The organism is Brevibacillus borstelensis, from assembly GCF_036700025.1.
Lineage (GTDB): Bacteria > Bacillota > Bacilli > Brevibacillales > Brevibacillaceae > Brevibacillus > Brevibacillus borstelensis.
Genome location: NZ_CP144922.1, coordinates 2,988,887 through 3,009,140, shown reverse-complemented (window position 1 = coordinate 3,009,140; position 20,254 = coordinate 2,988,887). Strand labels below are relative to the sequence as shown.

At 48.8% G+C, this 20,254-nt stretch carries 14 protein-coding genes; 13 read left to right on the top strand and 1 reads right to left on the bottom strand.

The genetic code is table 11. The annotated features are described in order from the left end of the window. Positions 1 to 35 precede the first annotated feature (35 nt). The 12 genes from V5G20_RS14225 to V5G20_RS14170 all read left to right on the top strand — a co-directional run bounded on the left by V5G20_RS14225 (position 36) and on the right by V5G20_RS14170 (position 17,664). Positions 36 to 1,991 (top strand): electron transport protein, encoded by a 1,956-nt coding sequence (locus V5G20_RS14225; protein WP_338460994.1) that lies wholly within the window; start codon positions 36 to 38, stop codon positions 1,989 to 1,991. A 217-nt stretch (positions 1,992 to 2,208) separates the two neighbouring features. After that, complete coding sequence (locus tag V5G20_RS14220; RefSeq protein WP_003390373.1) at positions 2,209 to 2,373, top strand: hypothetical protein; 165 nt, start codon at positions 2,209 to 2,211, stop codon at positions 2,371 to 2,373. 723 nt (positions 2,374 to 3,096) lie between these two features. Further along, positions 3,097 to 4,362, top strand: a complete 1,266-nt coding sequence (ltrA, locus tag V5G20_RS14215) for a group II intron reverse transcriptase/maturase (protein WP_024985202.1) — start codon at positions 3,097 to 3,099, stop codon at positions 4,360 to 4,362. Between the two features lie 223 nt (positions 4,363 to 4,585). Continuing rightward, positions 4,586 to 8,083, top strand: coding sequence for a BadF/BadG/BcrA/BcrD ATPase family protein (locus V5G20_RS14210; protein WP_338460992.1), 3,498 nt, complete (start codon positions 4,586 to 4,588; stop codon positions 8,081 to 8,083). A gap of 34 nt (positions 8,084 to 8,117) precedes the next feature. Continuing rightward, positions 8,118 to 9,755, top strand: a complete 1,638-nt coding sequence (locus tag V5G20_RS14205; RefSeq protein ID WP_024984676.1) for a 2-hydroxyglutaryl-CoA dehydratase — start codon at positions 8,118 to 8,120, stop codon at positions 9,753 to 9,755. Positions 9,756 to 9,817: 62 nt separating this feature from the next. Next, positions 9,818 to 10,009, top strand: a complete 192-nt coding sequence (locus tag V5G20_RS14200; protein ID WP_003390376.1) for a hypothetical protein — start codon at positions 9,818 to 9,820, stop codon at positions 10,007 to 10,009. A gap of 165 nt (positions 10,010 to 10,174) precedes the next feature. Next, on the top strand, positions 10,175 to 10,618 hold the full coding sequence (locus V5G20_RS14195) for a MarR family winged helix-turn-helix transcriptional regulator (RefSeq protein WP_024984675.1): 444 nt from the start codon (positions 10,175 to 10,177) through the stop codon (positions 10,616 to 10,618). Between the two features lie 233 nt (positions 10,619 to 10,851). Beyond that, entirely contained in the window at positions 10,852 to 11,682 is an 831-nt protein-coding gene (locus tag V5G20_RS14190) for a DUF4037 domain-containing protein (RefSeq protein WP_031933007.1), read from the top strand. Between the two features lie 127 nt (positions 11,683 to 11,809). Further along, positions 11,810 to 13,003 carry an MFS transporter gene (locus V5G20_RS14185; protein WP_031933006.1) on the top strand — a complete coding sequence of 398 codons (1,194 nt, stop codon included), beginning with the start codon at positions 11,810 to 11,812 and terminating at the stop codon, positions 13,001 to 13,003. Between the two features lie 331 nt (positions 13,004 to 13,334). After that, positions 13,335 to 14,207 (top strand): aminoglycoside 6-adenylyltransferase, encoded by an 873-nt coding sequence (locus V5G20_RS14180; RefSeq protein ID WP_024984672.1) that lies wholly within the window; start codon positions 13,335 to 13,337, stop codon positions 14,205 to 14,207. A 225-nt stretch (positions 14,208 to 14,432) separates the two neighbouring features. Then, positions 14,433 to 15,763 (top strand): IS1182 family transposase gene (locus V5G20_RS14175; RefSeq protein ID WP_122958896.1). Its coding sequence is split into 2 segments (ribosomal slippage): positions 14,433 to 14,973 and positions 14,973 to 15,763, totalling 1,332 coding nucleotides; the frame shifts between segments, so codons are not numbered across the junction. Positions 15,764 to 16,062: 299 nt separating this feature from the next. Further along, positions 16,063 to 17,664 (top strand): M4 family metallopeptidase, encoded by a 1,602-nt coding sequence (locus tag V5G20_RS14170; protein ID WP_171506821.1) that lies wholly within the window; start codon positions 16,063 to 16,065, stop codon positions 17,662 to 17,664. Between the two features lie 138 nt (positions 17,665 to 17,802). Here V5G20_RS14170 and V5G20_RS14165 read toward each other — a convergent pair whose 3' ends face one another. Next, positions 17,803 to 18,573, bottom strand: coding sequence for an ANT(4')-I family aminoglycoside nucleotidyltransferase (locus V5G20_RS14165; RefSeq protein ID WP_031933004.1), 771 nt, complete (start codon positions 18,571 to 18,573; stop codon positions 17,803 to 17,805). Positions 18,574 to 18,899: 326 nt separating this feature from the next. Here V5G20_RS14165 and V5G20_RS14160 point away from each other — a divergent pair, with 326 nt between their 5' ends. Then, positions 18,900 to 20,243: a glycosyl hydrolase family 18 protein gene (locus tag V5G20_RS14160; protein ID WP_003390385.1), complete on the top strand. Its 1,344-nt coding sequence runs from the start codon at positions 18,900 to 18,902 to the stop codon at positions 20,241 to 20,243. Positions 20,244 to 20,254: the final 11 nt, after the last annotated feature.

Genomic DNA, 20,254 nt, shown 5'->3' with positions numbered 1-20,254 from the left:
GATGTTGGTGGGGTTATGTGAAAAGGGAGTCTGTCATGAGAAAACACTTTGGGAAGCTTATATTCATACTCATTGCCCTTCTCGCGACCGGTTGCGTCTTCGTTTTAGGCTGGGAACCGGAGTATGCTTATGTTCCGCCTGCGGACAAGGTTTTGCGTCCTGCGCAAGCAAATGGTTTTCAGAACACGGGAGTCATGTATTACGACCTGTGGGGACAGACGTTTACGGTACAAGACAAAGCAAATGATCATACAGGCAGACTTTCTGCCCAAAATGGCGCTGTAGAAGTCAACGGCCGTCTGCTGCAATTGGGACGAACAACATTGTATCAGGAGACATTCGGCAATGAAGTGTTTCTCACGGATATCATGGGCATTGTGGACGGCCCTTTGACGATCGCAAATATCGCGAAAGCTATTTTCCAGTTAAAAGGGGAGGGAACGACAAATTTACAGGTTGAGCTTGCTTATGATGTAACCGTAGGGGGAAGGTCTTTTAAGAAAGGGGAAAAGGTGGATACCGGCATAGATGTTCCCAAGGGAGTTTATGCGCCACTGGGATTGCCCATTAAGTGGTCGGAAGGAAAATTGAAAGTCGGGGTCAGTTGCATGGCCTGTCATGCGACCGTTGACCACGAGACGAAAATGGTCATCGAAGGCGCTCCCAATTCCGATCTGAATGCCGGTTTGTTCCTCGCCTTGGCGACGAATTCCACCGCATTCTTTACACACACGGATGTAGCCAACCTAAAAGCATACATGAGCGGATTGGATCGTGTCGTGCCTACCTCTGATGGGAAAACGTCCCCTTTGCCCGATCCCGCTGCCTTGGAAAAAGCAGTGGACGAAAATTTAGTAAAATGGCCTCGGGGAAATATCGATTCGACGATCGATTTAACAAGCAATCCCTGTCAAATTCCCGATTCCTTCACAAAAGGAAATCACCCATATGGCTGGAGCGGCTTTTCTGCTGCCGGGCCATTTCATGGGTTAAGTGCGTTTAGCAACAACGTTCATGCGCAAAACTCCGATTCCCTCGCCCAAGTCGAGGCCAGCCAGGCATTATTCGGGCTGGATAAAGAAGTGTATCTGGGGACGCTATTGCAGAATGCTGCCGACCCGAAATACCGTTACGACCCGAAAAGCGGTCTGAAACCAACCGAGTTTTTTGCCAAAGTCGACCCTACGCCGGGTGTTCCTGGTGTAAACGAGATGATCAAGCCTCCGTCTTTTCCAAAGTTGACAGCCGTGGCTCCAGATGGATTGGTGATTGGTTCACCAGGCTACAAAGTCGGGGAACAGCTGAATGCGATGGCAGCCTACCAGAATACGATCACCCCTCCGAAGCATAAGGAAAAAGTCGACTCTAAACGAACAGTCTTAGGCGAGAATGTATTCAAGAGGGCGTCCTGCATTACTTGTCATGCGGGGGAAGCCTTTACCAATAACCGGGTGCTTACTTCCAAACAGATTGGGACGGAACCTTCCCGCGGAATGGCTCTGAAGAAAACCCAAAACCTGTTTGGTCCTCCATCGTTGTATACGCCAGATACGCCTGTTCCCATTCCGCCAGATGCAAAAGTGCTTCCCATTCCAACGGCCCATTTGGACCCGGAACAGCTAAAGATAGCGTTTGCACATGGCAATTCACCTGGGGGATACAAGGTAAAAGGGCTGATCGGCTTAAGATGGACTGCTCCTTATTTGCACGATGGCGGAGTTGCTGTTGGACCAAACCTGTCGCAATTGGGGGTACCCGGCACTTTGGCGAAGGGGATTTCACCCGATCCGGCCAATAGTTTGCGTGCTCTGATCGATAAAGATCTGCGGCAAAAAGTCATCGCTGCAAACAAAAGCGCGAAGGAGCTTGCAGACGTACATATTGCCGGAAGCGGACATGAATTCTGGGTGGATTCATCGACAGGCTTTACGAAAGAAGAGCAGGATGCGCTGATTCAATACCTGCTGTCCCTGGGGAGCAGGAATCAATAGCCGAGGACATCTTCCCTCCCCAAAAACAACACGTAAAACGATTCATTGAAGAATGCTCTAAAAGGACAGACGATGGGGTATTTTGTTCCATTGTTTGTCCTTGTGTTTGATTACAAATCCGGGTCCACCGATCGATCGTTCACCAGTTTGACAGATTTGGACATGCCAAAAACATTTATAATAGTGGAAAAGTATAAACCGATGGGGGAACTCATTCATGAATACTGGTTTTCTGATAGCTCTGGTCATTGTGTCCATTTTAATTATTTGGATTACCATCTGGGTCACGAATAAAGCATATGGCCGAAAGCCTGATGTCATTGACCCGATACAGTCGACAGAAAACAATGATCCACTCAACAAAGAACCTGATCGATCATGATAAACGTACAAGAGCGATGAAAAAGCAAACGCTCTTACTCACACAAAAGTATTGCTTGGTTCGATTATCGCCTTAAGCATAAAGAAGAATCATTACGAATTTGTCAGCAATCAAATAGCCAAAGTGATCATTAGTGCAGTCCTGCATATCGCAGGGCTGCTTTTTTTGGTGCGCCCAGCATGGGCGATAGCTATAGGGTGAAAGTCCCGAACGGGGGTTGGCTGTACCAACCGTTAGCTCAAGGCAAGGGTGTCGACCGCGAGGTCGAATCTGAAGGAAGCCGGCGGCAAAATCCCGACCTGAGGTACACGAACCCAATTTGAGGCTGTTGTATCCGGGCGAGTCTGCCAAACAAGACAAAGCCCCATACAGCCAAGGGATACAGTAGTAAACTTGGGCAGGTACATGGGATGAAAGTTATCGTTCTTACCTGGGGAGGTCTGCATGAAACGCCTTCAACTGTTGGTAACCGTCTCCGTAAGGAGACGCTGAACATGCAGAAGTCAGCAGAGGCCATAGTACCCGAGTAGAGGACGCTTGAATGGGGAAGGGCCGAACATCAAGTCAGCATGCGATCCATGTCTTTTGATACGGTACGTCGAAGCAGAATTCTGTCAAGGAACTACTTTTGAAGAGCAGGGGTGAAGCCCCGAGGGTACAAAAGAGGGCTGAGTATCGTACAGCAAGCACGGAGTCCGCATGTGCGAAGGAAGGAACATCATTATGGATTTGCTGGAAAAAGTCTTATCACGGGAAAACTTACGGATGGCACTCCAACGAGTGGAGGAAAACAAAGGTGTCGGTGGAGTCGATGGTGTTTCAACCGAACAACTACGCGATTATCTACGTGAACACTGGCAAGCCATCCGCGAGAAGATGGAAAGGGGAACCTATAGACCTTCACCTGTTCGCAGAGTCGAAATCCCGAAACCTGACGGTGGTGTAAGGTTATTAGGCATTCCCACCGTGGTAGACCGCTTTATTCAGCAGGCCATCCTCCAAGTGTTAACGCCGATCTTCGACCCCACCTTCTCGGAATCTAGCTATGGGTTCCGTCCAAAACGTAGCGCTCACATGGCAGTAAGGAAAGCGCAAGCGTATATCTCCGAAGGATATCGTTTCGTGGTGGACATCGATCTAGAGAAATTCTTTGATCGCGTAAATCATGATATTCTAATGAGCCGTGTGGCTCGAAAAGTTCAGGACAAGAGAATTTTAAGACTGATTCGTTCCTACTTGAATGCGGGGATCATGATAAATGGCGTCTGTACAACATCAAGTGAAGGAACACCGCAAGGTGGGCCGTTAAGCCCACTTTTGGCAAATATCCTACTTGATGATTTGGACAAGGAACTCGAAAAGAGAGGCCACCGTTTCTGCCGCTACGCAGACGATTGTAACATCTACGTGAAAACAAAACGGGCAGGGGAACGAGTAAAGAAGAGTATTCAAAACCACTTGGAGAAGGTACTAAGGCTAAAAGTAAATGAGGAGAAAAGCGCGATAGACCGACCATGGAAACGAAAATTCTTGGGCTTTAGTTTTACCTTTGCAAAACAGACAAGGATTCGCATCCACCCCAAATCCCTCCTCAAGCTAAAAGAGAAAATCCGCACGATCACGAATCCGGTGTGGAGCATCTCGATGGAGAAGCGGATTGAAAGAATAAATCAGTACCTCATGGGCTGGATTGGATATTTCGCCCTTGCAGACGCGAAGGGCATTCTACAATCCATTGAGGAATGGACAAGGCGCAGGCTCCGTCTTTGTTTGTGGATGCAGTGGAAACGCGTGAGAACCAGATATCGAGAACTTCGTTCTCTTGGCATATCTCACGTAAAAGCCATTGAAATTGCAAATACCCGCAAGGGTGCATGGCGTACCACAAAGTCTCCGCATATACACAAAGCCCTCGGCATTGCCTACTGGCAACAACAAGGGCTGAAAAGCTTAGTGCAACGATATTCTCAAATTCGTCAAGCTTGGTGAACCGCCGTATACCGAACGGTACGTACGGTGGTGTGAGAGGACGGGGGTTAGTCGCCCCCTCCTACTCGATCTTCCAATTCCTTGTAAAAAGGCAACCTCTCCTGTTTTGCTTCAATCCGTCCCATCAAGACAAAGAATTGGAATTTAACATTTCCACTATGTATATATTGCTATCTTTATCCAAAAGATAATGAATGTATAAAGTGGAGCGAGGTGCATTTCCATGGAACAGCAAAGTGAAGACTTGGACTCCTTAATCATCGGGATTGACGTCGGTTCAACCACCGTCAAAGCGACTGTTGTGAACCCGAAAAACAAAGAAATCCTATGGTCAGACTATCAGCGCCATCATACGAAGCAAGCCGAAAAGGTCCTGGAGTTTTTGATCACCATTGGGAATGAGTTTGCCCATGTAAACCAGGATAAGATTCGCGTTTTCGTGACTGGCTCGGGGGGCGGCCCTATTGTGGAGCACATCGGGGCCAAGTTTGTCCAGGAAGTGAATGCAGTCACGATGGCAGTGGAGCAGCTTCACCCTGACGTGGGCAGTGTCATCGAGCTGGGCGGCCAGGATGCAAAAATCATTATTTTCAAGGCCAATGAGGAAACAGGGGACAAGCAGGCGCTGACTTCGATGAATGACAAGTGTGCATCAGGCACCGGAGCAACCATCGACAAGTGCATGATTAAAGTAGGGATGCCGATGGAGGAGGTGGGCAAGCTTCACTTTGACGACAGCAAATTGCACCATGTCGCTGCCAAGTGCGGAGTCTTTGCGGAAACAGACATCGTGAATCTGGTGAAAAGCGGCATTCCCTCGGCGGAGATCATGTGTTCTCTCGCGGATGCCATCGTGATGCAAAACCTGTCTGTTCTTACCCGGGGCAATACGCTGCGCCATCGCGTGCTTTTGCTCGGAGGTCCCAATACATACCTGCCTTTCCTGCAAGAATGCTGGCGAAAGCGCATTCCTGCGACTTGGGAAGAGCGGGGCTACGATTATCCCAAAGACATGCCGATAGACGAATTAATCTTCGTACCGGAAAATTCACAGTACTACGCAGCGTATGGAGCTGTCATGTACGGCATGCACGAACCGGCAGACGTCGGGACATATACCGGGCTGGAAGGCCTGAAGGAATTCATTGCGCACGGACGCAAGGCGAAATTGGGCGAAAATGCGGGTCCGCCGCTCGTAAAAAGTGCGGACGAATTGGAAGAGTTCCGCCGGTTGTACAGTATTCCGCGCTTTACGCCAGCTTCGTTTGAACCGGGTCAAAAGGTGCGAGCCGTCATCGGCCTGGACGGGGGTTCGACTTCCTCCAAAGCCGTGCTCGTAGATGAAAACGGCACGATTTTGCTGAAGGAGTACCAGTTGTCCAAAGGCAATCCGCTGGAAGACACCAAAGAAATGTTAAAGCGCATCGACGACAGAGTAAGGTCGCAGGGAGCCGAGCTTGAGATTATCGGATTCGGCGCCACAGGATACGCAGCGGATGTCCTGGAAAAAACGCTCAAGGCGGATGTCAACATTGTCGAAACCGTCGCCCATATGATGAGCGCTGTGCACGAGTTTGGCGATATCGATGTGATCTGCGATATCGGCGGTCAGGATATTAAGGTGCTCTTTTTGAAAAACGGGGACATCCGCAACTTCAGACTCTCAAACCAATGCTCCGCAGGAAACGGGATGCTCCTGCAGGCAATGGCAGATCAATTCGGCATACCGGTTCAAGAGTATGCGGAAACAGCTTTCAAGGCGGATCTCTCGCCCAAATATTCGTATGGCTGCGCCGTATTTTTGGATGCCGACCGTGTCAACTTTCAGAAGGAAGGCTATTCGAAAGAAGAATTGCTTGCCGGTCTCGCGCTTGTGTTGCCGAAAAACGTCTGGCAGTACGTGGTTCAGATTCCGCGTATGGCAGAGCTGGGACGCAAGTTTGTGCTCCAAGGCGGCACGCAGTACAACCTCGCTGCCGTCAAGGCACAGGTCGATTACATCAAGCAGCGCGTCCCTGATGCGGAAGTTTACGTGAATCCCCACCCGGGAGAAGCGGGAGCGATCGGTGCAGCGATGGAAACGTTGCGCGTGATGAAACGACGGGGGTATTCCACGTTTTTGGGGCTGGATGCCGCGATCAATTTGCACTATATCTCCCGAAACGACGAATCCACCCGCTGCAATTTTTGTCCCAACCATTGCAGCCGAACGTTCATCGACTCGCAGACGCCGGACGGGCAAACCGCCCGCTATATTTCGGGATTCAGCTGCGAAAAAGGAACGGTGGAAGACAAGGAAGCCGTCATCCAGCTGACCCGGAAGCGGCAAGAACTGAAAAAACACTTTCCGAATCTGGTGGAATACGAGGCGCAGCGCATGTACCAGCACTTCTACGATCCAGAGCCTATGCCGGATACCGATACAACCGTAGAAGATGTCCATCTCAAACGCACATGGCTCGGTCTGGGGGGCTTGCGCAAAACGGCATACCGCCGAGCTTTCCAGCGATCATCGATGGAAACGGCGGAGAGACGAAAACAGATTCGCATCGGGATTCCCCGCGTTCTCAATATCTGGTCGACCGCACCTTTCTGGCGGACCTATTTCGAGACGCTTGGCATCGACAAGAACAATATTGTTTTCAGCGACTTTACGAGCGAGGAAATGTGGCAGGAGGGGGGCAAATACGGCTCGATCGACCCCTGTTACCCGTCGAAAGTGGCACAGGCGCATATTCACAATTTATTGTTCAAGCACCATGAGCGAAAGCCGCTCGACTATATCTTCTTTCCGTGCATTACTCATATCCCGACCCATCTGCAAAATGTGATGGATTCATCGAGCTGTCCCATCGTGGCGGGAGCGCCAAACGTGATCAAGGCCGCCTTTACGAAAGAGGTAAATTTCTTTGAGACAAAAGGGGTGGCTTATCTCGATCCGGCCGTTACGTTTACGGAGCGGCACATGATGAAAAAGCAGTTGTTCGAGGCGTTTCAGGACTGTCTGCAAATCACGGAGGACGAAAGCGATTTTGCCGTGGAGCAGGGCGGGCGGGCGATGAATATTTTCGACGCCGAGATGCAGGAGCGGGGAAAAATGATCCTGGAGCAGGTGGAAAAGGAAAATCGCCTTGCCATTTTGATGATCGGCCGTCCCTACCATTCCGATCCCGGCCTCAATCACTCTGTATTGGAAGAATTCCAGGTGCTGGGCTATCCCATTCTCTCCATGCGCTCGATCCCCAAGGACGAAGAATGGCTGCGCCGCTTTTTCCGATCCGATCTGGAAAGCGGACGTGTGCAGCACGCGCTCGAAGTAAGCGATGTATGGCCAGAGAACTTCAGTTCCAACAGCGTGCAAAAGGTGTGGGCAGCCAAATTTGCCGCCCGTCACCCCAATGTGGCCGTATTGGACCTGTCCAGCTTCAAGTGCGGGCACGATGCGCCGACCTACGGCTTGATTGACTCGATCATTTCGACGGCGGGCACTCCATACTCCGCCTTGCACGATATCGATGCGAACAAACCGAGCGGGTCCATCAAGATTCGGGTGAAAACGTATGCCCACAGCCTGAGCCTGCATGAAGAACGCCTGGAGGATTTGGCCCGGAAAAAAGCGGAGCTTCAGCAGCGTTTGGAGAAAAAACGGCTGGAACTGCTTGGTTTGCAGACGAAAGAGACATCCTATGAAGAGAAGAACCTCTCGCAAGCAGGCAACTAGAATACGATTTCCACAGGAAAGAGGCGAACATCAGATGTCAACGACGAAGGAAACACCCGCGGCCAAAGACTCTCTGGAAAATGAATTGCTTCGCTATCAGGAAGAGCAGGCTCTGGCACTCGGGCTGCAGCAGGAACAAAAAGCACAGTGGTTTGATCCGGTTCCCCGTCAGTTTTTGGCAAAGGATAAAGCAAGCACGACCATCCTATTCGGCGGACTGACCATGGCTCATGACTATTTGGTGGAAGGAGCTTTGGCGGGCCTCGGCTACACGGTTCGGCACATGGATTGTCCGGATAATGAGTCGCTGCGCTTCGGCAAGGAGTTCGGCAACCGCGGCCAGTGCAATCCGACGTATTTCACCGTAGGGAATCTCATCAAATACCTGACTCATTTGCGAGATGTGGAAGGCAAATCAAAAGAAGAAATCGTCCGGAATTATCTGTTCGTGACGAGCGGTTCTTGCGGGCCGTGCCGGTTCGGCACGTATGTCACGGAATACCGCAAAGCGCTCCGCGATGCCGGGTTTGACGGATTCCGCGTGCTGTTGTTCCAGCAGCAGAGCGGCCTAAAACAGGCAACCGGCGGGGAATCCGCGCTGAAACTGGATTCCTCGTTCTTTATCAGCTTTGTAAAAGCGTTTTTGCTGGGGGATATTTTGAACGCGCTGGCTTACCGCATCCGCCCTTACGAGGTAGAAGCCGGCGCGACCGATGCCGTCATGGAGCGCTGCAAAAAGATCCTGTATGATGCCTTGCGTGACCGAAAATGGCTGATTCCCGCGTTGATCAAATGCCGAAAAGAACTGGAGAGCATTCAGGTAGACCGTACGCGTGTCAAGCCGAAAGTGAGCATTATCGGAGAATTTTGGGCGATGACAACCGAAGGAGACGGAAATTATCAGCTCCAGCGTTTTCTCGAAAAGGAAGGGGCTGAAGTGGATGTCCAATCGCTGACAGCCTGGGTGCTGTATCTGATCTGGGAAGGGCGCTACGATACGATGAAGCGGATGAAGCTCCGGGGAGAAGATGCCGGGCGTTACGGACTGGAAGGAAAGAACCCCGTCAAGCGCCTGCGGATGCTTTGGGTTGCAGACCGGGTCCTGCGCGTCATGTTCCAGACCTATGCCAAAGCGATCGGCCTCCATGATTATCACCTGCCCGACATGGACGAGGTTGCCCGCGTTGCCCATGACCACTACAACAATCATCTCCGCGGCGGAGAAGGGCATATGGAAGTAGGCAAGCTGATTCTCAACGTGAAGAAGCGGAAGGTAAACATGACCATTTCGGTCAAGCCGTTTGGCTGCATGCCGTCTTCCGGCGTTTCTGACGGGGTGCAATCGTTGATCACGGAAAAATACCCGGACGCCATTTTTCTCCCCATCGAAACGACGGGTGATGGAGCGATCAACGTTTATAGCCGCGTTCAGATGATGCTGTTCAAGGCCAAGCAGGCTGCTCAAAAAGAATTTGATGAAGCCCTGGCCAAAAAAGGGGTGACCGCCAATCAGCTTCGGAGGTTGATGCAACGGTCTTCATTTGCGCATCCTTTGCAAACGAGCCCCCACGTCGTTGCTTGTACCGCGGCAAATGCTGTCTACGGCTTGAACAAATACAACGGATTTTTCTTCCGGAGAAACAATAAGGTCATGGAAGAAGTGCCTCAATAATCATTTAGGGGCATCCTACTCAGGAAGAAACAAAGTACGCTGTATGGGAGGTGTAAGCGTCTATGGCACCAGAGAGAGAATTTCCGGAAGCTATGCGCAGTATCGGAGTCCCAAGTGAAATGAGTCCGACCCAGGAGACCAATGATGCTCCGTTCGTGGAAATCAGGGCGCCGCTGCGTTTTGGAGAATCCGTGGAAAACAGCGATCCTTCGGCACAAGACACTGCTCAGGAAGAGCAATTTGAAATTGAGTAAAACGCAGACTGCCTCATTGTCGCAATGATGGCTCTCCCCACAGCAAAGGTAATTTTGTTCAGCCTGCTTGCTTCAAGGGGGGCATCACACATAATGAGGCAGTCTTCTTTTCTATTAGTTTCATTCCATATTGACAAGGACCTGTCATAATGGAATAATACTGACATGACGAAATTGAACCCGAATGGAAAAGCTTTCACCGACCTTATTCTTGAAATCTTTCGCCTGAATGGCCGCTTGCTGGAGGCAGGAGATCGCCTGACCCAGCCTGTAGGCCTTAGCAGTGCTCGTTGGCAGATACTTGGCGTAGTCGAACATGGGCCGATAACCGTCGCTCATGTCGCCCGTATTATGGGATTGACCCGTCAAAGTGTACAGCAAACTGCCAATTCCTTGGAAAAGGAGGGGCTGATCGAGTTTCTCGAGAACCCGCACCACCGTCGTTCCAAGCTGATGGCCATGACTCCAGAGGGAAGAAAAGCTCTTGACTATACACAAGAGCAACATGCGGTTTGGGCAAACAAGATAGGAGAAGAACATGATCTTGATTGCTTGCGTGCTGCCGTGGACGTGCTTCGTCAAGTAAGCAAAAGCCTCAGTCACGAATGATCCACATTTCTATGTCGATTGGACTTGATAGAAACGCAGGAAAGGACAAGTTTTTTTAACTGCCTACGATCTTCAGCTTGGCTTTTGTTTGATTCTGGACCGTGATGATTTGCACGAATACGACTGGCTATTCATTTGTAAAGGTTGCTTGAAGGAGTTGCCACTGCAACTCCTTTTTCCGTTCACCTGGCCAATGGAGTTTGAAATTGAATCTTCCTAAAAAGGAGATCAATATGACTGAACAATTGTTCATTGAAGACGTTGTTGAACGGCTTCAGGGTGTACCTGGCACAGAAGGAATCGTGCTGGGCGGCGCAAACGCGAGAGGGAACCAGCCTCAAAGCTCCGGTACGACTTTTGTGATTTATTATGACAGTCAATCTGGTATGGCTGTTCATGAGATTTTCAAATTAGCAACAACGATGGATGATGTGGAGGGAAAGTTTCTGCTTACATCGATGGGAGAGTGGAGACCCTGGATGAACCTAGGAGTTACGGTTTCCGTACAGCAATCCCCAGTGAAATTTCTATTCAGGGATGTACGCAAGCTTTCTGATGTCATTGACGAGTGCAACCAGGGAATCGTAAACATTGAATATCAAATCGGCCATCCTCACTGTTTTACCAACGTCATCTATCTGGGGGAAATCTCCCTTGGCGAAATCATTTGGGATCGAAGCGGCAAACTGGCTGTACTGAAGGAAAGGACCAAACCGTATCCTTCGGCACTCAAGCAATTCATCATCGAAAGGTTTTTGTGGGAGGCGTCCTATTCCCTGCAGGCAGCGGCCAAAAGCGTTTCAAAAAAAGACTTCTCCTACACGGCAGGCCATTGCTATCGAGTCATTTCCTGTTTGCACCAAGTATTGTTTGCGTTAAATGAAGTGTATGGTCCACATGAAATGGAGGCAGCAGATCTCGTGGACTCTTTAGAAATTGCGCCGCCCAATTATAAATCCAGAGTAAACGAGGCCTTTCGCCTGCTGAACACAGATCGCAAGCAAACAGAGACAGCACTGGATATTCTCCGCAGCCTGCTGAATGAAACGGTTTTGCGTATATAAAAAGGGGTAGATGATCAAAGCTACTGTATCTCCAACTAATCGGTTTTCTCGGAAGCACAATCCAGCACAGGCAAACCGGCTTTCTCACTACGTAAATCCGGACAGCTACTGAAAGAGAGGATACATGATGACAGCAGATCAACGAAAAAAGATGGTCATTTTAATGATCAATATGTTTATTGCGATTGGAAGCTTTGGCATCATCATTCCAATCTTGCCAGCCTATTTGGCGTCGATCAATCAAGGCGGAACTGCAGCAGGACTGATGATCGCCATTTTTGCAGGCTCCCAGCTCGTTTTTTCACCGATCGCCGGGAAGTGGGCTGATCAATATGGCCGAAGAAAAATGATCATTTATGGACTTGCGGGCTTAACGCTCTCCATGTTCGTTTTTTACGGTTTTGATTCGATTTGGTGGCTTTACGCTTCTCGCGTTATCGGAGGCATAGGTGCGGCACTGCTGATTCCGGCCATTTTTGCCTACATCGCAGACATTACTACTCTGGATCAACGGGCAAAAGGCAACAGTCTCGTCTCTGCTGCCATGTCGCTGGGCATCGTCATTGGACCCGGGATCGGCGGATTTTTGGCGGATTATGGATTGAAGACTCCCTTTCTCATCTCGGCCGTCGTATCGCTTGTTGCCGTCATTTTTTCCGTTGCTGTTCTGAAGGAAAGTGCTGCCAAGCTCGCCTCGGGGGATAGAGGGGCGGTCAAAGACGATGAATCCATGATCAGAAAAATATTCCGTTCCGTGAAGATGCCATTCTTCATACCGCTTGTCATTACGCTTGTAATGAGCTTCGGGTTGATGGCCTATGAGTCTGTCCTTGGACTTTATGTCGACAATCAGTACGGCGCAACACCGCAAGAAATCGCCTTGATGGTTACAACTACCGGTATCGTCAGCGTCATCGTACAGCTCTTCATCGTCGACCGTGTCGTTCGTCGTTTTGGGGAAGGGACCGTCTTGAATATCTTTTTGGGAGTAGCCGCGATCGGTTTCCTCCTTTCCCTATTTGCAACCAACTATTCGCTGTTCTTTGGCATTACCCTGTTGATCTTCCTTGCGACCTCCATCCTTCGTCCTGTTTTAAATACACTCATTTCCAAGCTGGCGGGCGATGAACAAGGGTTCGCCATGGGGATGAACAACGCCTATATGAGCATCGGGAATGTGCTTGGGCCTACACTTGCCGGCACACTGTATGACATTCAAATCACATATCCGTTCATGCTTGGTCTCGTTCTATTGGTGTTGACATTGCTTACAACCATGGTCTGGCAGAGACGTTATCTCAAACAAAATGCTGTGAATTGACTTTCTCATACGGACACGAAAATGCCGCTCTATTCTCTATATAGAAGCGGCATTTTCGTTGCTTTCCGGTGTCTCGCCGTTTTTACAGTCTGGATCGTGTCTATTATGGAAGCCGAGGCTGCTCATTGTATCGGATGCAGATCACCATTTATAATAAAAGGATCAAGAAGAGAACATTCATTCCGAGGAGGAATTATTGATCGTGAAAAAAATGTTGGATAAATTGTAACACTACCGTCTGACTTTTCCTTATGCTTTTCGTATTCGCGGGCCGCCAGCCCGTATTCTAATCATTACGAATAACACATAGAATACGGAGGGTGCAGCGAATATGAGAACCGAAAAAGAAATGATGGACTTCATTCTAAAAGTTGCAGCGGACGATGAACGTGTTCGCGTCGTTACGTTGGAAGGCTCCAGAACCAACCCGAACGTCCCCAGGGATTTTTTTCAGGACTACGACATCAGCTTTCATGTCACGGAAATGGATTCCTTTCTGCAAAATCCCGGTTGGGTCGATATGTTCGGAGAGCGCATCATCATGCAGACTCCTGAAGCCATGGCCATGTTCCCACCCGAGTTGGGCAGGCGTTTCTCTTACCTGATGCTGTTCACGGACGGGAACCGGATCGATTTGACTTTGATTCCACTGGATGAGAAGGACGAGTACTGCAAAGAAGACAAGCTGATGATGGTATTGATGGACAAAGACAACTGCTTCCCCAAGGTCCTGCCTCCCACTGATGAAGACTATTGGGTAAAGCGTCCGTCAGCCGCGTATTTTTACGACTGCTGCAATGAGTTTTGGTGGGTTTCAACGTATGTGGCCAAAGGGCTGTGGAGAAAGGAATTTTTATTTGCCCAGGATCACCTGAACCAATTCGTCAGACCGATGCTGATCAAGATGCTGGAATGGCAAGTCGGTATCCAGACTGATTTTTCAGTCAGCGTCGGCAAGAACGGCAAATACCTGGATACATATCTGTCCGAGAAAACCTGGCAGGAGCTCATGTCCACATACGAGAACGGTACCTATGAGGGCGTCTGGAGATCTCTGTTCACGATGGGGGCCTTGTTCCGCAGAACTGCCCAGGATGTAGCGAGGCATTTGAAATTTGAATACCCGCTTGAAGAAGACCGGCGCGTCACGGATTATCTAAAGCGCGTGCAAAACTTGCCGCGGAACGCCACCGCATTTATATGATAGCACAAGTGGAGAAATGCAGGAGAATGGACGACAATTCTCGGGAAAAATCGTGCAATTTCTTGGCGCCGGTGTAATCCGGCGTCAGGCTGTCGAGAAAGTCGACAGCCATTTTTATTTCCCTGTATTTTGTGACGACACCGCGTTAATGTGTTATAATATTCTTGTAATTACATTTACTGGCGGGTGATTATTGTGCTTTCCTCTAATGAAAAAAAGCAACAAATGCAATATGAATTTGTATGCCTTGATGAGTTGGTCCCGGAGGACCATTTGCTACGAGTTATTCAAAAGCATGTAGACTTCTCTTTCATCCGAGAAAAAGTACGCCAATACTATTGTGAAGATAACGGTAGACCAGCCATTGATCCGGTGGTTTTATTTAAAATGATTTTCATTGGATACCTTTACGGTATCCGGTCAGAAAGACAACTCGAAAAGGAAATTCAGACGAATATTGCTTACCGCTGGTTTCTTGGCCTTTCACTAACAGATCGAGTTCCAGACCACACTACCATCAGTTGGAATCGTCGAACTCGTTTTAAAAACACAAATGTTTTCCAAGAGATTTTTGATGAAATCGTTCGCCTTGCTATCCAACATCGCATGGTTGGCGGACGTGTTTTGATAAGTGATTCCACTCATCTGAAAGCAAATGCGAACAAACGTAAATTTAAGAAGCATGTTATTGAAAAATCTAGTCGAGCCTACCTTAGTGATTTAGAAGCAGCCATTAATGAAGACCGTGAAGCACACGGAAAAAAGGATTGAAGCCTAGAGAGGATGTGAAGGAAGAAAAGGAAATCAAGGTGAGTACTACTGATCCGGACAGTGGTTACATGGTTCGTGACGGAAAGCCTGAAGGCTTTTTCTATCTCGATCATCGGACAGTCGATCATAAGTACAATATCATAACTGATGTACACGTGACTGCGGGTAACGTTCATGATTCTGTTCCTTATGTAGATCGGCTACAACACCAAATTGAGAAGTTTGGGTTTACAGATACCATTGAAGCCGTTGCATTGGATGCTGGCTATTTAACTACTCCAATCTGCAAGGCTCTGCACGATCTAAATATCTTTGCCGTCATTGGCCATCGAGCTTTTTCACCTGTTAAAGGCCTTATCGCCAAATGGCGGTTTAAATATGATCCCGAAAAGAATGTCTATATTTGCCCCCAAAAACATGAGCTTGCTTATTCGACAACTGACCGTAACGGATACAGAATGTATAAGTCAAATAAAGAAATATGTAAGGCATGTCCGATGCTCACTATGTGTACACGGTCAAAAAATCACCAAAAGGTGATAACCAGGCATGTATGGGAAGAGAGTAAAGAATGGGTTCGACAGAACCGCTTAAGTAAGTCAGGAAAATACCTATACAGGTTGAGATACCAAACGATAGAGCGAAGTTTTGCAGATGCCAAAGAACTGCATGGACTTCGCTATTGTAGGTTGCGCGGACGTGAAAATGTCCAAGAGCAAGCGTTGCTGACAGCAACCGTTCAAAATATAAAAAAGATAGCACTCCACCTTGCAAAGGCATGTTAGGTGTGGTGCTATCTAAGACTTCCAGCACTTCGTGCTCAATTTTATTGTTATGAAAGAAGAAACTCCAACATATTGTGGGGTTTCTCGACAGCCTGGCGCCGGTGTAATCCGGCGTTTTTTTATGTTCAAAAGGAGGCGGGAATCAGGCGTGTCGGACCGGGAATTTTCCGCTGTCGATAAGGCAGAATATGTCGATAAAAAATATTGCTATCGGAAAGGAATTTTTTAGGGGAAAGGCCAATATAAAGAATAGTGTAATTTTACCAAATATTATAATTATTGGGAGGTAAGATGTTCACATGAAAAAGTCTGTATGGAAAAAAGGCTTTGCGTTGACCGTCGCCCTGTCCACCATGACTGCAGTTCCTCTGGCTCACCCTTGGTCCGCCATGGCTAAATCGTCTGGCGTTCAGTACCACGAGGAGTTTGAAACACCTGAATTCATCGCGGAACCGTTCGAAGCAGACGGCTTGGAGGGAGAAGATCTGATCTGGTCGTTTTTGGAGTCGTATCAGAAGGATTTTCAGATCAAGGGAGATGTCCAGGAGCACTTCAAACTGCTGGAAGAAGTGGAAAACGAGGAGACGAATACGCGCCACTACCGTCTGCAGGAAATGTACAATGGCATTCCGATTTACGGATACCAGCAAACCGTTCACGTTGATGAAGATGGCAATGTGACGTCGTTTCTCGGACAGTTCGTTCCGAATGTGAAAGAAAACAAAAAACTGAGCAGAAAAGCAAAGCTCAACGAAGAAAAGGCGCTGAAAAAGGCACTGGCCGACCTTGAGGACGAAGTGGGAGAAGTAGAGGAGTTCGAAGTCGAGCCTCAGCCGGAACAGTACATTTATGTGCACGATGGAGAAACTTATTTGGCATATGCCATAGAGTTTAACTTCCTGGAGCCGGAGCCAGGCCGCTGGATGTACTTTGTTGACGCGCACTCAGGGGACATCATCAACAAGTACAACACGATTGATACGGTGACAGGCACTGGCGTAGGGGTATTGGGAGACGAAAAAAGCTTTGAGACGACAAGACAAAGCAGCACCAGCTATGTCATGAGGGATACGACGAGAGGAAGCGGCATCGAAACCTACACAGCCCGCAATGCAACCAGCCTGCCTGGCACGCTGATGTCTGACAGTGACAATCACTGGACAGATGGAGCGGCTGTTGATGCCCACGCTTACGCTCAGCGAACCTATGATTACTTCAGAGATGCTCACGGACGCAACAGCTTCGACGGGAATGGCGCGAAAATTCGCTCAACGGTGCATTACTCCCGCAATTACAACAATGCCTTCTGGAACGGTTCCCAAATGGTGTATGGCGATGGTGACGGCAGAACCTTTATCTCTCTTTCGGGCGGTCTTGATGTCGTAGCCCATGAGCTGACACACGCCGTTACGGAACGGACAGCCGGCTTGATTTATCAAAATGAATCAGGGGCACTGAATGAATCGATGTCGGATATTTTTGGAGCTATGGTCGACGACGATGATTGGCAGATGGGAGAGGATATTTACACCCCAGGAACTCCGGGAGACGCGCTTCGCTCCCTGGAGGACCCGACGCTGTACGGCGACCCTGACCATTACAGCAAGCGCTACACAGGCTCCCAGGACAACGGCGGCGTACACATCAACAGCGGAATCAACAACAAGGCTGCCTACCTGCTCGCGGAAGGCGGCACCCACTACGGCGTAACCGTCCAAGGCATCGGTCGTACGGATACGGCTAAAATCTACTACCACGCACTGACATACTACCTGACTCCATATTCCAACTTCTCGGCGATGCGCCGTGCCGCGATCCAGGCGGCAACCGACCTGTTCGGGGCGAATTCCGATCAAGTACGGTCGGTAATAGCTGCTTATGATGCTGTAGGTGTGAAATAAGAGCAGGCATGAAAAAGACAGGCGGCGCAATGCTGCCTGTCTTATCGTTTCGGTCCATGATTGATACGTGCAAAATGGAGCCGCTACAACACCATCTCATCCACGAATCAGCCGTACTGGCATTGGCAATTTGCCATTTCAAAAAGGAATTCGCTTCGAAATCAATACATAGCCGTGTTCACCTGCCCAGTCTACAAGGCCGCTCCAGAAAGCTTCACACACCGAAACGACCTTCGCTGGTTCCGCCAAATCCCCGGACATAACCAACCTGGCTACATCGTCGAACCCTGCAGGACGATTTGGCAGTTGCAGCGATTCGGGAAGCACCATAGAGCCCGTCGAGAAAAGCCTTTGATTGTGCAAGCCGATCAGCATGGCCCCGGATTCGGCAAATTGCATGGCCAAATAGGGCAAATACGTATGCGGCCCGTTTCGACTTGCATTTCTAAGCTTTCCAATGAATTCGCACATTTCACCAACGAGGACTTCATTGATTGCATTTTTGAAGTCTTCCCTGGCCGGCGATTCAGCCGCTTTTCTGAGGGTCGAAAAAAAACCATCAGGATCATACAGACTGAGCGGGGAAAAGAAGGGTCCATGGGTCAAAGGCCATTGACCTTCTACTGTAGAAGCGTTTTTTAACAGCACATCCGCACTCAAGACATTAACTTCAGCTTTCCACGGTCCTGTCGACCATTCATAGCTGTAGTCCACTGGTTCACTTGACTCCTTCAGCACGCAAAACATCTCAATATCCGAAAAAGGGCCGTCTGTCCCTCGGGAAACCGAGCCGTAGACCCCGATCGCTGCGATTTTTTCTCCGAAAACCTCATGCAGTCTCGCAGCAATTTCCTCGCAGATTTGAAGTCTTTCCCTTCTCGAAATGGCAACAGGTCCATTCATGTTCATTTCCGTGCATCTCCCTTTGTTTTGTGATGGGTTGATACGAGCACATGAATGGAGGGCCACGGTCTTAACGGGGGACTTTCTTTGGGTGCATGCGTATTCCTCCTATGCGTTTCCTTTTGGGAATTGTACCCTATCAGAGCTCTTTTGGCAAGGAGAGCGCTCATCGCAACAAAACAGAACTCTTGCATCTCAGGATTACGGCTGGGATGAGGCTCATTTATCGGCAGGCAATCATTCCCTCATCTTCCCAGATTAAAGAAATCCGTTACGCCAATATTAAAGGTGTATAACTGCTTATTTAAGGGAAAAGCGGGGGAATCAACAACATGATCAAACATTTTTTCATCACCGTAGGGGTAATCATCTGTCTGTTTGCAATGCCAGTAACCGGTCATGCACAGGTAATTCATGAAGTGCGATATGGAGATAGCTTGACCAAGATCAGTCAGCAATACAAAGTGGCTGCGAGAGAGATTACCAGGCTAAACGGATTGGCGAGAAATGCCCGTCTTGTGCTTGGACAGGCGCTTTTGCTTCCGGGATCGACTTATATTGTTCAACCCGGCGATAGCCTCTGGGAGATTGCCAAGCGTCATTCCCTTACCGAAGAAGTGTTAATGAAAAGCAATCATTTGAAAAATGCGGTTCTTGTCCCGGGACAGAAATTACAAATCCCTCGTCCGCCAAAAACAACGCTATGGACAGGGCCGTTTCTTATACCGAAAAATAAAAACTTCAACGAATGGATTCTAAACTATTATCAAAAAACGATTTCAAGTGTGTTCATTTTTGAGTATCGGCCGGACTATGAAGGGAATTTGCAAGCTGAACCAAACGTTCAGCAGGACAATCATGCGAAACTGGCATGGAAGAAAAACAAGCCGCCTTATGCAACAATTACGAACATCAGTCCAAAGGGCTTCGATCCGGATCTTACTCATCGATTGATGAGTACAGACAAGCTGCGTAAAAAATTGATCAACAACATCCACTCTCTTTTACACTACAATCATTACAAAGGGGTTATCATCGATTTTGAACGAGTGTATCCAAAAGATCGTCGCTACCTGAATAAATTTATAAAGGAATTGGCCAATAAACTTCACCCTTCGAATATGGAAGTTCTCATCGCCGTCCCGCCTTTGGAGGGAGACAAAAATCCTTCCTATGCAGCGGCATACGATTATAAAACACTTGGCAAATACGTCGATAAAATCTTCCTGATGACCTATGATTGGCATTGGCCCGGAGGCCCGTCCGGCCCGATTGCGCCAATAAACAGGGTACGGGCAACTTTGGATTATGCCGTATCCGTCGTCCCGCGTTCCAAATTGATGCTTGGTGTGCCCAATTATGCATATGACTGGACGATATCGGGAGACACGAAAAAAGGGACGGCTTATTCCGTACAGCGAGCCATCGAAATCTATATGACCAAAGAAAGCCAGATTCATTACGACGAAGCAGCTTCTTCGCCATGGTTCCGTTATGTAGATGAGCAGGGTGCGCTCCACGAGGTATGGTTCGAGGATCCCCGCAGTCTCCTGGCAAAATACCGTTTGATTAAAGAATACAAATTAACAGGGGGAGGGTGCTGGCACCTCGGCCTCTCGATCCCGCAAACAGAAGAACTCTTGCTTGAAGAATTCCACATCGCTAATCAGACTTGAAAACTGCCGCA

Excerpts from the sequence above, each read along its gene's own strand:
- V5G20_RS14195 (WP_024984675.1), top strand. The coding sequence starts at position 10,175 with ATGACGAAATTGAACCCGAATGGAAAAGCTTTCACCGACCTTATTCTT.
- ltrA (WP_024985202.1), top strand. The coding sequence starts at position 3,097 with ATGGATTTGCTGGAAAAAGTCTTATCACGGGAAAACTTACGGATGGCA.
- V5G20_RS14170 (WP_171506821.1), top strand. The coding sequence starts at position 16,063 with ATGAAAAAGTCTGTATGGAAAAAAGGCTTTGCGTTGACCGTCGCCCTG.
- V5G20_RS14220 (WP_003390373.1), top strand. The coding sequence starts at position 2,209 with ATGAATACTGGTTTTCTGATAGCTCTGGTCATTGTGTCCATTTTAATT.
- V5G20_RS14185 (WP_031933006.1), top strand. The coding sequence starts at position 11,810 with ATGACAGCAGATCAACGAAAAAAGATGGTCATTTTAATGATCAATATG.
- V5G20_RS14165 (WP_031933004.1), bottom strand. The coding sequence starts at position 18,573 with ATGAACATGAATGGACCTGTTGCCATTTCGAGAAGGGAAAGACTTCAA.
- V5G20_RS14160 (WP_003390385.1), top strand. The coding sequence starts at position 18,900 with ATGATCAAACATTTTTTCATCACCGTAGGGGTAATCATCTGTCTGTTT.
- V5G20_RS14200 (WP_003390376.1), top strand. The coding sequence starts at position 9,818 with ATGGCACCAGAGAGAGAATTTCCGGAAGCTATGCGCAGTATCGGAGTC.
- V5G20_RS14210 (WP_338460992.1), top strand. The coding sequence starts at position 4,586 with ATGGAACAGCAAAGTGAAGACTTGGACTCCTTAATCATCGGGATTGAC.
- V5G20_RS14180 (WP_024984672.1), top strand. The coding sequence starts at position 13,335 with ATGAGAACCGAAAAAGAAATGATGGACTTCATTCTAAAAGTTGCAGCG.
- V5G20_RS14190 (WP_031933007.1), top strand. The coding sequence starts at position 10,852 with ATGACTGAACAATTGTTCATTGAAGACGTTGTTGAACGGCTTCAGGGT.
- V5G20_RS14205 (WP_024984676.1), top strand. The coding sequence starts at position 8,118 with ATGTCAACGACGAAGGAAACACCCGCGGCCAAAGACTCTCTGGAAAAT.
- V5G20_RS14225 (WP_338460994.1), top strand. The coding sequence starts at position 36 with ATGAGAAAACACTTTGGGAAGCTTATATTCATACTCATTGCCCTTCTC.